This is a genomic window from Streptomyces sp. NPDC087440 (assembly GCF_044744005.1).
GTDB lineage: Bacteria > Actinomycetota > Actinomycetes > Streptomycetales > Streptomycetaceae > Streptomyces.
Genome location: NZ_JBIUXN010000001.1, coordinates 266,047 through 278,951 on the forward strand (window position 1 = coordinate 266,047; position 12,905 = coordinate 278,951).

14 protein-coding genes and 2 pseudogenes are annotated in these 12,905 nt (G+C 70.7%); 7 read left to right on the top strand and 9 right to left on the bottom strand.

What is annotated here, in order from left to right; translation table 11 throughout:
- Nucleotides 1-42: 42 nt before the first annotated feature.
- On the bottom strand, nt 43-1,029 hold the full coding sequence (locus tag ACIO3O_RS01080) for an aldo/keto reductase (RefSeq protein ID WP_401740335.1): 987 nt from the start codon (nt 1,027-1,029) through the stop codon (nt 43-45).
- A 184-nt stretch (nt 1,030-1,213) separates the two neighbouring features.
- Entirely contained in the window at nt 1,214-1,507 is a 294-nt protein-coding gene (locus ACIO3O_RS01085) for a hypothetical protein (RefSeq protein ID WP_401740338.1), read from the bottom strand.
- 97 nt (nt 1,508-1,604) lie between these two features.
- Here ACIO3O_RS01085 and ACIO3O_RS01090 point away from each other — a divergent pair.
- Nucleotides 1,605-1,850, top strand: a pseudogene (locus ACIO3O_RS01090) (DUF4267 domain-containing protein); the annotation flags it as partial.
- A 39-nt stretch (nt 1,851-1,889) separates the two neighbouring features.
- A pseudogene (locus tag ACIO3O_RS01095) lies at nt 1,890-2,135 on the top strand (methyltransferase type 11); the annotation flags it as partial.
- 5 nt (nt 2,136-2,140) lie between these two features.
- On the opposite strand, the gene ACIO3O_RS01100 reads toward ACIO3O_RS01095, so the two are convergent.
- Nucleotides 2,141-2,683: a hypothetical protein gene (locus ACIO3O_RS01100; protein WP_401740340.1), complete on the bottom strand. Its 543-nt coding sequence runs from the start codon at nt 2,681-2,683 to the stop codon at nt 2,141-2,143.
- 459 nt (nt 2,684-3,142) lie between these two features.
- Nucleotides 3,143-4,453 carry a phytase gene (locus ACIO3O_RS01105; protein ID WP_401740343.1) on the bottom strand — a complete coding sequence of 437 codons (1,311 nt, stop codon included), beginning with the start codon at nt 4,451-4,453 and terminating at the stop codon, nt 3,143-3,145.
- Between the two features lie 361 nt (nt 4,454-4,814).
- On the opposite strand from ACIO3O_RS01105, the gene ACIO3O_RS01110 reads away from it, so the two are divergent.
- Nucleotides 4,815-5,726 (top strand): MerR family transcriptional regulator, encoded by a 912-nt coding sequence (locus ACIO3O_RS01110; protein ID WP_401740345.1) that lies wholly within the window; start codon nt 4,815-4,817, stop codon nt 5,724-5,726.
- Between the two features lie 82 nt (nt 5,727-5,808).
- On the opposite strand, the gene ACIO3O_RS01115 is transcribed toward ACIO3O_RS01110, so the two are convergent.
- Together ACIO3O_RS01115 and ACIO3O_RS01120 are read right to left on the bottom strand one after the other, a co-directional pair.
- Nucleotides 5,809-6,435 (bottom strand): class I SAM-dependent methyltransferase, encoded by a 627-nt coding sequence (locus tag ACIO3O_RS01115; protein WP_401740347.1) that lies wholly within the window; start codon nt 6,433-6,435, stop codon nt 5,809-5,811.
- A gap of 120 nt (nt 6,436-6,555) precedes the next feature.
- The gene (locus ACIO3O_RS01120; RefSeq protein WP_401740350.1) at nt 6,556-7,557 is read right to left on the bottom strand and encodes a GlxA family transcriptional regulator; all 1,002 of its coding nucleotides are present in this window, start codon (nt 7,555-7,557) and stop codon (nt 6,556-6,558) included.
- 204 nt (nt 7,558-7,761) lie between these two features.
- On the opposite strand from ACIO3O_RS01120, the gene ACIO3O_RS01125 reads away from it, so the two are divergent.
- From ACIO3O_RS01125 to ACIO3O_RS01135, 3 genes are all read left to right on the top strand, one after another.
- On the top strand, nt 7,762-8,346 hold the full coding sequence (locus tag ACIO3O_RS01125; protein WP_401740353.1) for an isochorismatase family protein: 585 nt from the start codon (nt 7,762-7,764) through the stop codon (nt 8,344-8,346).
- Nucleotides 8,346-9,086, top strand: a complete 741-nt coding sequence (locus tag ACIO3O_RS01130) for a cysteine hydrolase family protein (protein ID WP_401740355.1) — start codon at nt 8,346-8,348, stop codon at nt 9,084-9,086. The genes ACIO3O_RS01125 and ACIO3O_RS01130 overlap by 1 nt, the downstream gene beginning before the upstream one ends.
- Before the next feature lie 204 nt (nt 9,087-9,290).
- Complete coding sequence (locus ACIO3O_RS01135; RefSeq protein WP_401740356.1) at nt 9,291-10,424, top strand: hypothetical protein; 1,134 nt, start codon at nt 9,291-9,293, stop codon at nt 10,422-10,424.
- A 180-nt stretch (nt 10,425-10,604) separates the two neighbouring features.
- Here ACIO3O_RS01135 and ACIO3O_RS01140 read toward each other — a convergent pair whose 3' ends face one another.
- From ACIO3O_RS01140 to ACIO3O_RS01150, 3 genes are all read right to left on the bottom strand, one after another.
- Nucleotides 10,605-11,300: a restriction endonuclease gene (locus tag ACIO3O_RS01140; RefSeq protein WP_401740358.1), complete on the bottom strand. Its 696-nt coding sequence runs from the start codon at nt 11,298-11,300 to the stop codon at nt 10,605-10,607.
- Nucleotides 11,301-11,402: 102 nt separating this feature from the next.
- On the bottom strand, nt 11,403-11,948 hold the full coding sequence (locus ACIO3O_RS01145) for an 8-oxo-dGTP diphosphatase (protein ID WP_401740361.1): 546 nt from the start codon (nt 11,946-11,948) through the stop codon (nt 11,403-11,405).
- A 45-nt stretch (nt 11,949-11,993) separates the two neighbouring features.
- Nucleotides 11,994-12,131 (bottom strand): hypothetical protein, encoded by a 138-nt coding sequence (locus ACIO3O_RS01150; protein WP_401740363.1) that lies wholly within the window; start codon nt 12,129-12,131, stop codon nt 11,994-11,996.
- Nucleotides 12,132-12,345: 214 nt separating this feature from the next.
- On the opposite strand from ACIO3O_RS01150, the gene ACIO3O_RS01155 reads away from it, so the two are divergent.
- On the top strand, nt 12,346-12,678 hold the full coding sequence (locus ACIO3O_RS01155; RefSeq protein WP_401740366.1) for an FAD-dependent monooxygenase: 333 nt from the start codon (nt 12,346-12,348) through the stop codon (nt 12,676-12,678).
- The last annotated feature ends 227 nt before the right edge of the window (nt 12,679-12,905 follow it).

Sequence of the window (12,905 nt, forward strand, 5' to 3'; positions counted from 1 at the left end):
GCGTCCATCTTCGGGTGCGCCGGCCCGGCCCGCCCGGGGTTCTCAGTGGGCCGCGTCCAGGCGGGCCCGCTGTTCGGGGGAGAGTTCGAGGGCCAACGCGCCCAGATTCTCCTCCAGTTGGGCCACCGAGGACGCCCCCACCAGCGGGATCAGCGGCAGAGCATGGCCCAACTGCCAGGCCAGTACGACCTGGTTGGCCGTCGCCCCGGTCTCCTGCGCCACCGCACGCAGGACGGCGAGCCGGGCCGGGGTGCCCGGGTGGTCGTAGTCGTCCGGTACGGGCTTGTCCTCGCGTACGTAGGCGCCGCCCAGCAGCGGCGAATACGCCACCAGGGTCAGGCCGGGCTCGGCGTGCAGATAGCTCGTCAGCTCCGGTCCGACGTGCCCGAGGCTGCCGTGGGGGAAGAGCTCGGAGGGGACGTCGAAGCGGGGGCGCAGATGGCTGTGCTGGTACTGCAGGACCTCGTAACCCGGCAGTCCGGCGGCCTTCGCGAGCGTGCGGGCGCGTTCGATCCGCCAGGTGGCGTGGTTGCTCGTACCGAGGAGGCCGACCGCTCCTTCCCGTACCGCCGCACCCAACGCCTCGACGGTTTCGGCGAGTTCGACCGTACGGTCCTCGATGTGGGTGTAGAGGAGGTCGATCTTCTCGACGCCGAGCTGGTCGCGGCTGCGCTCGACGGACTCGCGGACGATCTTCGCGGACAGGCCCTCCGGATTGTCCAGGAAGCCGGTGCCGGGGGCCTTCGGGCGGGCGCCGAGCTTGGTGGCGATCACCATGCGGTCGGCGACGCCGCGGCTCTTGAGCCACCGGCCGAGCAGCCGTTCGCTCTGGCCGCCCTGGCTGTCGTCGTGCCAGTACGCGTAGGTGTTGGAGGTGTCGAGGAAGGTGCCGCCCGCCTCGGCGAACCGGTCGAGGATCGCGTACGACGTCCTCTCGTCGGTGTACGTCCCGAACAGCATCGCCCCCAGCGCGAGGACGCTGACCTCGCGCCGGGTGACGGGGTCGGAGCCGATGGTGCGGTGACGCATGGCGGCAACGGGCAGACTCGACGTGCTCGACACACTCGACCTGCTGGACCTGCTGGACACGGACATGAGAACTCCCCTCGCCGAGCCCGGTGTTGGGCTTCGAGACGGGAGTCTGCGCGTTGGAGTGCACTCCAGGTCAAGCGGCCTCGGCACGCGCTTCGCCGTGGGTGCCTCGACGCGTTCTTCAGGGCGTGGGTGCGGTGAGATACCGCTGGACCGTGGGGTCGAGCCAGTCCACGATCTCCTCCTGGCCGAGCGTCATGCTCGCCGGGAACCGCAGCACGTAGCGCGTCAGCGCGAGTCCCAGCAGGGTCGAGACGCACAGCGCCGCACGCGCCTGCGCCTGCTGCGGCTCGTGGCCCAGTCGGCGGGCCGGCGGAATCATCTGCTTGTGCAGCACGCTCTGCATGCGGTCGGCGGCGGCGGGGTCGGTGGCGCCGACCGCATCAGCGCGGTGAGTTCGCCGTTCTCCTCCCACAGGGTGAGGAAGTGGCGCACCAGCGTACGGCCGATCTCCTCGCGCGGTTCGAGGGACAGGCCCGGCAGCCCGGGATCGATCGCGACGGCCGCCGGGCCTGGTCATCGGCATCCTGCTGCTGACGGGCCACCGCCGCGCCCTGGGCTGGGTCCTGCTGATGGAGGCCGTCGCCCCGTTCGGCGACATGATCAACGTTCTCGCCCACCACGGCTCCCTCGCCGCCGCGTTCGGCATCCACGGCCTGACCTCGGCGCTGATCGCGCTCGCCGGCGCACTGCCCCTCCGCGAGACCGGCCCGACCCACCGGGCCCCCGCCCCGGAGCCCGCCGCGCAGCCCGCCTGACCGCTGCACGCCACCGCCCCAGGACCCGCAGCCCATAGGGCGTTGCGTTGCCCGGTGGGCCATACCTTCGACATCGCCCGCCACTGCTGTGCCCGCCTGCTGACGGGCAACCGCGCCACCAGTGGCGACGACGCAGCCACGGTCCGGGCCCGGGGCCAATTCCTGTCCACCGGCGCCTACGCACCCATCTGCGAAGCCGGGGCCCTGGCGGCCGGGGCCGGATCGGAGCAGGGCACGGTGGTGGGCGTGGGGTGCGGCACGGGCTACTACCTGGCGGGCCTGCTCACGACCTAGCGGTAGTCGTCCGGATGCCCTTGCATCCAGGTGTTGATCCTGTCGCGGGTGCCGATCAGCAGCTTCTGGTTCTTCTTGAGGCTCTCGAAGCCGTGGTCGCCGCCCAGTTTCGTGTCGAGTTTCTTGATCCAGGCGATCGGCTCCGGGAAGTGCCCCGCTCCCTTCGGGTCCGCCTTCATCGCCTCGTCCAGGCCGTGCAGCTCTTCGTACACCCGCCCCAGGAAATACGAGCAATTGCCCGGGTCGCCACAGGAGTCGTTGAGAGTCGCCTGGAGCCCGGCGAAGGCGTCCCGTACGAGTTCGGGGCCCGGCGTTGTCTCACCGGAAAGGCCCGACGACTCAGAGGCCTCGGATTCACGGGACGCCTCGGCCGGGGCGGCAGGAGCCCCCTCTGCTGCACCATCGGGCGTGCTCTTGGCAGCGACCGGGGAGGAAGCGCCCACAGTGCGGCCGTCCTGCGAGTCGACACCGCAGGACACGGTGAGCGCAGCCAACGCCACGCCGGCGACGGCCGCACGACGAAGAATGGACTTGGACACGGAATCTCCCAGAAATATCGAACGCGTTCGATGACCCTACCGGCTGTTCCGAGGTGTGTGATCTCCGCACGGCCGACAGCGTTAGGCCCCCTGACCAGGCGCGATGGAAGCGGTGTGGGGGACTCCCTGGAGGACAGGTGCGCCCTGGCGAGGCGGGCGGCCGGGCGCGGTGGATCACGCGCTCCGCGTGTCCGAGGTCGATCGCTGCTCGGACCGGGTCGGGATCATCGTCGATGAACAGGCCCTGCGCGGGCATCGGGCCAGCCGGCCCGCCCATGCCTGGACGCCGACGGGAATGGCCAAGATCGTGACTGTGCTGAGGAGGGATTCGCCGTCGATACCGCTGTCACGGTCGGGCTCCCTCGGGCACGGCCCGTACGCGCCGAGCTGCGCGTACGGGCCGGTGAACTCCCGCTCCGGGTCGCTCAGTTGCACAGGTGTCGCGACCACCTGCGCGGCCTAGTCGTCGAGGGTGTCCAGGACGTCGCCGAGGTCGATGAACTTAAAGTTCGTGGAGGGGCGGTCGCCGTCGCCGGGGGTGTCGTGGCCGTCCTGCACGACCAGCAGACCGTTCGGGTACTTCGCGCCGAGGGGTGCGTTGAGCACGGCGGCGCCGTCGCACTCCTCCGAGCCGTCGGGGGACCCGTTGCGGCCCGCGATCCGGAAGCCGCCCTCGTACTCGTTGTGGTCCTTCACCTCGCGGTCGTAGGCGGCGAAGGTGTTGTCGCCCTGGCTGGAGGCGAGGAGGTAGCCGTCGCCGTCGGCCTGCTTGAGGAGCGTCAGGCCCTCGACGTCGGCCGCGACGCGGGTGCCGCCGTAGCCGGGGTCCGCGCCCGGGGTGCATTCCTCGGTCGCCTCGTCGTACACGCCGGGGACGCCGTACTCGCGGACCTTGTCGATCAGCTTCGGCGTACCGGTGAGGTCCGCACGCAGGCGCCAGATGCCGACGTCTTCCTGCCCGGCGTAGAGGGTGTTGTTGGCCGGGTCGACGACCATGCCCTCGACCTGGGGCAGTTCGCCGGGTTCGGCGCAGGGGGACCAGGAGGTGTTGTTCGGGAGGCGGAAGGTGGAGGGGAGGTCGAGGGTGCGGATGGTGCGGTAGCCGACCTTGCCGTTCGTGGTGGGGAGGATCTCCAGGAGGGCGACGGTGGTGCGCTCGCGGCGGCTGACCAGGGCGTAGGACTTTCCGGACGTCCGGTCCGTCCAGGTCGCCAGGCCGTAGGCGGTGCGCTGGTCGTTGATCTCGGCCTGGTCCTTGGAGAAGACGGGTGCGGCGGCGGGGTCGGTGACGTCCGTGAGGGGGCCGCCCCGGCGGTCGCGGTCGATGCGGTAGAAGCGCAGCCGGTCGTGGCCCCGGTCGCTGGTGACCGCCAGGTCGGCCTTCCCGGTGGACAGGCGTACGCCCTCGGCGAGGTCGACGTTGTTGAAGCGGCCGGGGGCGTCGTCGGACCCCGCGGGCGGCGGTGCGGCGATCGACTGGACGAGGCGGGCGTCCAGGTCGTAGACGCGCAGGCCGCCCTCCTTGGCGGTCGCGATCACCAGACTGCGGCCGGGGGCGGCGGCGTTGCGCCAGATCGCCGGGTCGTCCGCGTCGGCGTTGCCGCCCGCCTCGTCGTCGTGGAGCGTCGGCGTCTCGGCGCGGGGCGTCACGATGGGCAGGGAACCGCCGTGGGCGTGGCCGTCGGCCCGGGCCGGCGTGCTGACGGCTGCTGCCGTGAGGACGGTGGTCACGGCCAGCGCGAGGCAGCGGGCGGTTCGGTGGGTCGTCACGCGAGGACTCCTCGGTCGGGGCTGATCGGATACGGGGCTGATTGGATACGGGGACGGACCGGATGCGGAAGTGGCGGGGATGCCCGGGAAGGGAAGATCGAACGCGCCCGAGCGTGCCGCCTCTCCGTGTCGGCACGGCGACGGGGGAACGGCGGGTAGCTCTGTGCTCCGGTGTATGCACGGTGAACGAGGCAGCGCGGCCTCCCGGCGGCGTGGATTTCCGCAGGCCGTTCGACAGGGGCCCGGCGGTCGTACGTCGGTGTCGCGCTGCCTCCTGGTCCACACGGCCCGGATCTCGGCAACTGGGAGCGGGGACCGGGCACTTGAGTCTCCAGCGGCTGGAAGGTCCAGGATCTCGTCCATGGAAGACGAACGCCCCGACATGCTCACCATCGGCCGTCTCGCGGACCGCACCGGAGTTCCGGTACGCACCCTGCGTTTCTGGTCGGACGAGGGAGCGGTACCCCCCGTGGCCCGCTCCGCGAGCGGCTACCGGCTGTACGACGCCGGGTCCGTGGCCCGCGTCGAACTGGTCCGTACGCTGCGGGAACTGGGCCTCGGGCTGGATGACGTGTGCCGCGTCCTGAGCGGACGTGCCTCGGTCGCCGAGGTCGCCGACGCGCACGTGGCCGCGCTCGATGCACAGATCCGCTCCCTCAAGGTGAGCCGGGCCGTCCTGTCCACCGTCGCGAAACGTGGTTCGACCGCCGAGGAGACAGCACTGATGAACCAGTTGGCACGGCTTTCCGCCGCCGAACGCGGGCGGATCGTGGAGGAGTTCAAGGAAGAGGTGTTCGGTGGTCTCGACGTGGAGGCTCAGGTGCGCGACCGCCTGCGCGGCTTCCGCATCGAGCTGCCCGACGATCCCGCTCCCGATCAGGTCGACGCCTGGATCGACCTGGCCGAGATGCTGCGGGAACCGGGCTTTCGCGCGCGGATGCGCACGTGGCTGGAGCTCACCACCCCCGTACCGGGGCGGGACGCTCCGCCCGGGGCTTCCGTCTGGTGGGCCAGGCAGGCCGTACGGACCGTCGCCGAGGCCCGCGAACGCGGGATCGCTCCCGAGGGGGCGGCGGCTGCCGAGGTGCTGACCGCGCTGTTCGGCGACGCCGACCGGGCGGCCGTGCTGCGCAACCTGGAGGCCGGCCGGGAGGCGGGGGCCGAGCGCTACCGTGTGCTCGTCGCCCGTGTGCGCGGGCAGTACGCGTCTCCCGACGCGACCGAGGAGCTGGAGTGGCTGACGCACGCCCTGCGGGCCGCGCGGCAGCCCTGATCACCCGGGTCCGTACGGTCATCGGGAGGCCGCTCGGCGACGGCTCGACGCGGTACTCCGCTCGTGGTCCCGCGGTGCGGGCTCAGGCCGTGGGGCGGGAGTGGACGCTGACGGCGTAGCCGCCGCCGGGTGCGTAAGGGGCGCCGTCCCAGGTGGCGTAGCGGTGGCGCACGGTGAGACCGGCCTCGGTGCACCAGTGGTCGAAGTCGGCCAGGGTCAGCGGGGGTTCGGGCAGCGGGAGGTGGGCCGCGTCCAGGCCCATGCCGGTGACCAGCAGGCCGCCGGGGCGCAGCAGGGAGGCCAGGTGGCCGACGACGGTGGGTTCGGTGCCGGGGGCCAGCAGGGGGATGACGTTCCCGGCGGCCAGGACCAGGTCGAACTCCGGTGTCAGGCCGAGGGTGTCGAGACGGGCCAGGTCGCCGAGGAGCCAGTCCTGGGCGGGGGCGTTGCGTCGGGCGACGGCGAGCATGGAGGAGTCGATGTCCACGCCGGTGCAGTGGTGGCCCAGTTCCGCGAGTCGGATCGCGATCCGGCCGGTGCCGCAGCCCGCGTCGAGCACCCGCGCGGCGGGCTTCAGCAGGGCGGCGCAGAAGGCGGCTTCACCGTGGACGTCGTGGCCCGCTTCGGCGAGCTGCGCGAAGCGCCGGGCGTAGTCCTCTCCGGCCTGTCCCGCGGTCAGTCGGGCCCAGCGGTCCTGCTGTTCGGGCATGGTCGTCCGTTCTGTGTCGGGGGCCCGCCCCGGGTGCGGGGGTGGGAAAGGGGGGTGCCGTGGTCCGCCTCATGATCACAGAGGCGCGGGCTCGGTGGGCTGCGAGGCTCCGTTGACACGTCAGGACACTTGCGGGACCCGGAACCGGCGGCGGTACTCCGTCGGCGTCGTGTTCAGGCGGCGGCGGAAGGCCCGTACGAGAGTGTCGGTGGTGCCGAAGCCGCACAGCGAGGAGATGCGGTCGAGGGTGGCGTCGGAGGACTCCAGCTCGTGGCGGGCCTTCTCGACGCGTACGGATTCGATGTACGCGTGCGGGGTCATGCCCAGTTCGTTCTTGAACAGGCGGGTCAGGTGGCGGTCGCTGACGTGGGCGTACTGGGCGAGATCCACGACGGTGAGCGGCTCGGAGATGTGGCGCAGGATGTGGTGGCGCAGGTCCTCGATGCGCCGGGTGGTGGAGACCTGTTCCAGCGGGACGCTGAACTGGCTCTGGCCGCTGGGGCGTTTGAGGTACATCACGAGTTGGCGGGCGACCCGCAGCGCGACGGCCTCGCCGAGGTCGTCGGCGATCAGGGCGAGGGAGAGGTCGAGGCAGGCGCTGATCCCGGCGCCGGTCCACACGTTGCCCTCACGGATGAAGATCGGGTCGGCGTCGACCTCCACCTCCGGGTGGTCGGCGGCCAGTTGCTGCGCGGTCGACCAGTGCGTGGTGGCCCGTTTGCCGTCGAGGAGCCCGGCGGCGGCGAGGAGGTGTGCGCCGACGCACACGGAGGTGATCCGGTGTGTCCGGGCGGCGAGTTCCTTGACCCGGCGGACCAGGTCGGGGTCGACGAGGGGGTGGACGCGGCCGTCGTCGTCGACGTCCACCGCGCCGGGGACGATGAGCGTGTCGATGCTGCGGGCTGCGGCCTCGTCGAAGGTGAGGTCGGGCAGGACGCGGACACCGGCGCCGGTGGTGACGGGGTCCATGGTCTCGGCGGCGAGGACCACGTGGTAACCGGCCGCCTCGGCGGTCTCGCGGCGGGCCAGCGCGAACACCTCGGGCGGTCCGGTGACGTCGAGCAGGTCCACGCCCTCGAAGACCACGATCACGATGAGCCGTCGTCTCGCGGTGTCCGCCATGTTTCCTCCTGCTGATGCTGGGGTTACTGGTGCTGGTGATTCTGGTGTTGGTGCTGTGCGGTGCAGACCGTAGGTCGGTATCTGCATGTTAGACGTCATTGTTGACATCGGGTCGAGCTCATAGCGTGGTGGACACAGCCCCCGACCGGCAGGACCGGGACCGCGGGCCGTGACTCTCTTACGCGACACAAAGGCGGTACACCCATGTCCAGGACCACGCTGCGCGAGCTGAACGGCTTTGACCAGGCGCCCGCGAAGCTGGCCGAGTCGACGCTCATCCTGATCGACTTCCAGAACACCTACACCCAGGGCGTGATGGAGCTCGACGGCTGGGAGGAGTCGCTCGACGCCGGCGCGCAGCTGCTGGCCCGAGCCCGCGCGGCAGGCACGAAGGTCGTGCACGTCATCAACGACGGCGGGGAGGGGACCCCGTACGACATCCGGGTCGAGATCGGCCAGATCCACCCGAAGGTCGCCCCCGTCGACGGGGAGCCGGTGGTCGTCAAGCAGGTCCCGAACGCGTTCGTCGGCACCGACCTGGCCAGTCACCTCACCGAGGGCCAGGACGTCGTCATCGCGGGGTGGATGACCCACATGTGCGTCGCGTTCACGGCCCAGGGTGCGTTCCTGAACGGCAACCGTCCCACGGTCGCCGCCGACGCCACCGCCACCCGCTCGCTGCCCGTCGCGGGCACCGACGTCCCGGCCGAGCAGGTGCACCAGGGCGCCCTCGCCACCATCGCCGACCTGTACGGGGTCGTCGTCGCCTCCCAGAAGGAAATCGTCTGATGAAGCCGCTGCGTACCCTCGTCGCCCTGGGCGCCACCGCTCTGCTCGCGGTCTCCGTGACCGCGTGCGGCGGGGAGACCCAGGCCGCCACCAGCACCGACCGCCAGAGCACGAAGGCGTCGCCGTCCACCGAGCCGACCACCGGTGAGAACGTCGCGAAGAACACCACGACGCTGCGTCAGCTCATGAAGCTGGACGAGACTCCGGCGACGCTGTCCAACGCCACGCTGGTCCTGGTCGACTACCAGAACGTCTACACCGGCGGAACGATGGAGCTCACCGGCTGGAGCGAGGCGGTGAACAACACCAAGGCCCTGCTGGAGCGGGCCCGCAAGGCGAGGACGCCGGTGGTCCACATCGTCGAGAAGGGCTACGACCTCAAGTCGAAGGCCGGACAGATCATCCCGGCGCTCAAGCCGGTCAAGGGCGAGGCCGTCGTCGAGAAGGCCGTCCCCAACGGCTTCCACGACACCAAGCTCGACAAGGAACTCAAGAAGACCGGCCGCAAGAACGTCATCATCGCCGGCTTCATGACGCACATGTGCACCCTGTTCACCACGGAGGGCGCCGTCTACAACGGCTACAACCCGACCGTGGTGGGCGACGCCTCCGCGACCCGGCCCCTCCCGGTCAAGGGCAACCCCAACGGCATCCCCGCCAAGCAGGTCCACGAGGCCGCGCTGGCCACGATCCAGGACCGCTTCGGCGTCGTCGTCCCGAAGCAGAGCGACATCAAGTAACGCGCGAAGCAACAGACTTCGGCGGGTGGAAAGAGCCTGTGCTCTTTCCACCCGCCGAAGTCTGCGCCCCGCCGTGTCGCCCTCCCCCACATCCCCACGTCCCCCCATCCCCCCAACCCGGTTTGAAGGTCCCCCCATGCATTCCATCCCCCCATCGAAAAGCCACCAGAAACAGATCAGCAAGACCTCATGGAGAAAACGAAGATGGCTACCCGCAGAGGGTTCATAGGCAGCGCCACCGGTATCGGCACGGCCGCCTTGCTCGGCTATTCCGCAGCGCCGAGCTTCGCGGACGTCCCGCCCCCGGCCGACGGCGCCGCCGCCGAGGTGGTGAGCCAGCAGACCGCACGGTCGTCGATGCTCGCCGTCAATGCCGGGATGCGCACCAACTACGCCACCCTCAAGGCTGAGTTGATCAAGCACCTCTCCCCCGTGGTCGTCGTGCAGAACGACGCCAAGGGCGGCAAGTTCACCCTCGTGACCAAGGACGGTCAGGAGTCCGCCAACCCCGTGTCGGAGACGTTCGAGCTGGCGAAGTCCATCGCTCACGTCCCGCTCGGCATCTTCTCGGTGATCGCCTCCTACCTGGCGGACAAGATCCCGAACCTGCCCAACGCGAACCGCATCGACCCGCACGACCTCGTCATGGTTGCCTTCAACGACGACAAGTCGACCGCGTGGATCGCGCCGTTGCAGGCGTACGCCACCCGACTCACCACCGCCCGCCGCCAGCTCGCCTCCGCGGGCCTGCCGCCGGCGCTGGCCACGTCCTGCGGCAACATCCTCACCGCGGGCCTGAAGTTCATCAACGCCTCGATCACGGCCAAGACCTTCGACATGGCGTCGTTCGAGGCGTTCTCCGGCAGCGTCTACCCGGACATCCGCGTCAACATGGAGCACGCCTCGCAGGCCCAGATCAAGGGCGTGCAGGACATCATGAAGACCTGGCGCGCCAAGGTCGGCGAAGCGGCGTGGGCCGACCTGTACTGCGTCGTCCTCTCGCAGTGGACCACGAGCCTCCTCAACCAGAACACCATCATCCTCAAGGACTGCATGAACGCGGCCAAGGTCGCCACCCACCTGATCGACCTGCCGGGCCTGGAGACGCCCGCGGACCCGATCTTCACCGCGCTCGACAACCTCGCGCGGATCGTGCAGGACAACGTCGCCGCCGAGATGGTCTTCCCCAAGGACACGAAGGTCGCCGACGCGCTCAAGGGCCAGCAGGACCTGCTGTCCGACGAGATCCTCAACCAGCTCGGCAAGACGACGACGGCCCTGAAGGCCGCACCGAGCTACAACACGGTGGCCTCGGGGGTGTGCCCGGTCCCCCACTGATCGCCGGAAGGCGCGGCCGCCGGCCGTGAGGTCGGCGGTACGGGGCGGGGCGGGGCTTCTCGGGAGTGACCCGGGGCCGGGGGCCGGTCGGGGGGCGTCCCGATGAGCCAGGAGCGCCGCCCCCCTCCCCCTGGGCACCGCTCAGCCGCTGACCGGCGGAGTCCGTTCTCTCTCCGTCGGTCAGGGTTTGCGGGGGCGGCGGGCGGTGCCGCCGCCGGAGCCGTTCAGCGGGATCAAGGACTGCAGGGTGGCCCCCTTCACCCACGAACCCAGCAGGTCGCGGTGGATGGCGACGATGTCGTTGCGCAGCGCCAGACCCTGTGCGTCGCGGGTGAAGGCCCGGCCGGTCGTGACGTACAGGGCCACGTCCGCACGGTGTTCGGGCCGGGCGGTGCCCACGAACTTCTGCATGTCCCCCGAGCCCACCGAGCGTTCGGGCGCGTAGTGCTTGCACTGCACGACCAGGCGTTTGCCGTCGGGGAGGAGGCCGACGACGTCCGCTCCCAGGTCACCGGTCCTGCCGCTGACCAGCACCTCGGTGCAGCCGTCTCGCACGCACAACTGCGCGACGTAGGTCTCGAATTCCTGCCACGACATGGCGTCCACCGCCGCCATCGACAGCTCGCGTGCCCGGTGTTCCTCCGCCGCCCGCCAGGCCGCATCTCCCGCCCGTTCGCGCCGGTGCGCCCGCCACAGCCACCATCCCCCGCCCCCGAGGAGTACGAGTCCCCCTCCCCCGGCCAGGTAGGGCCACACGGTGTCCCGGTTCAGCAGCAGAAGGACCAGGAGGACCGCGCCGACCAGTGCACCCCCCTGCATCAACTGCCGCCGCTGGCGCTTCGAGCGCCTGCGGCGGCGCTTGCGTTGAGCCGCCATGCCCGCCCCCGGATCGATCCGAACCCCCTCACGGCAGTGTCGGGACCCGTGCCCGTCGGCACAAGACGCCCTGCGGGGCGGGCGGGAGCGGTGCACCCTGCTTCAGGGTGCCGTCGGGGCGCCGAGTGAGAGCGGTTTGTCGAGGTCAGTGAGGTGCGCGAGGTGTGCGCCGGTGACGACGAGGCGGTCGCTCGAGGTGTAGGTGATGGTGGCTTTGACGCGGATGCCGTGCAGGACCTGCGGGAGCCAGTAGGCGACGTCGGCCCACATGCGATCCAGGGGGAGTTCCTCGACCGGGCACCAAAAGGGCCTGATCTCCGCGCACTCCCGCAGCCGCCCCTCGGGCTCGGCGGCGAGGAATACCGGTGTGCTGTGGTCCCACCGCTGCCCGGGGAAGGTGAAGGTCAGGTTCGCGACGTGCAGGACCCGGCCGGCCGGGCGGAGCCCCGATTCTTCCTCCAGTTCTCGTACGGCGGCCTGCTCGGGGTTCTCGCCGGGGTCGAGGTGTCCGCCGATCACGACCGTCCGGCCGGTCCCGCGTCCCGACAGCTTCTCCCCCAGCAACACCTCCCACCGCCCCGCGTCAGTGGTCCGTGTCGCGGTGCACAGGGTGGTCCGACACATCTGTTTCCGGTGTTGCATCGCCATGTCGGCATCCTGCCAAAGCCGTTGGCGGACAAGGGGCGTTCGCGGCTACTGGGTGGGCTGGTAGGCGGCGGAGCCGTCGTTGAGGAGGCGGTCCGCCTCGGCGTGGATCTCGTCCGGGCTCAGGCCGAAGTCGAGGGACTTGCGGAAGCGGCTCCTGTTTCGACGGGCGGGCCGCCTTCGCAAGTCCTCGCCCTCCTGGCAAAAGGGGGGCTGGTGGCCGACGACCTCATCACCCACCGGTATCCGCTGGCGGACGCCGTCGAAGCGGTCGACGCGATGCGGAACCGCACCAAGGCGATCTGGACGGCGGTGGTGAATCCGTGAGCGTCCCGCGCACCGTCCTCGTCGTCGCGGGGGCCCGGTCGGCCTGACGGTCGCCAACCTGCTCGCCGCGCACATGGTGCCGCCGGTCGCCGGTCAGGGTCTCAACTCCGGGGTGCGCGACGCCACCAACCTGGCCTGGAAGAACGACGAGGTGCGGCGCGGGCGGGCCGACCGGCGCCGCGCCCTGCTGCGCGACGTCACCGTGCGAGCCTTGCCGCGCACCGGGCCCGGACGCCGCCGCCTGAGCGAGATGCGGTTCCGGCTGATCGCCCGCCACCGGGCCGGGCTCGTCGTCGGGGACCACGCCCGGCCGTGGCCGACGCCGGTGGGGGGCTGGAGGCCGCGCTGGGTGCTGCCGTCAAGCGGTTCGTCCTCGTCAAACCTGACCGCTGCATCGCGGCGGTGATGGGGCCGGGCGACTTTCCTGTGGTGGGGGCGCGGCTGGGCAGGTTGGCCGCTCCGCGGCGTGCCCGGGGCTCGTGGTGTGCGCCCGATGGCCTGACTGTTCGGCCGGTTTTCCTGTTTCCGGCCGCAGTCGCCAGGGGTTCTCTTGACAGTGCCGGAAGTGTTGATCAATCATCCGGTGCAAGGCCGGACCGGTCTGCGGTGCGGTTTTGGCTTCGCGTTCGTACG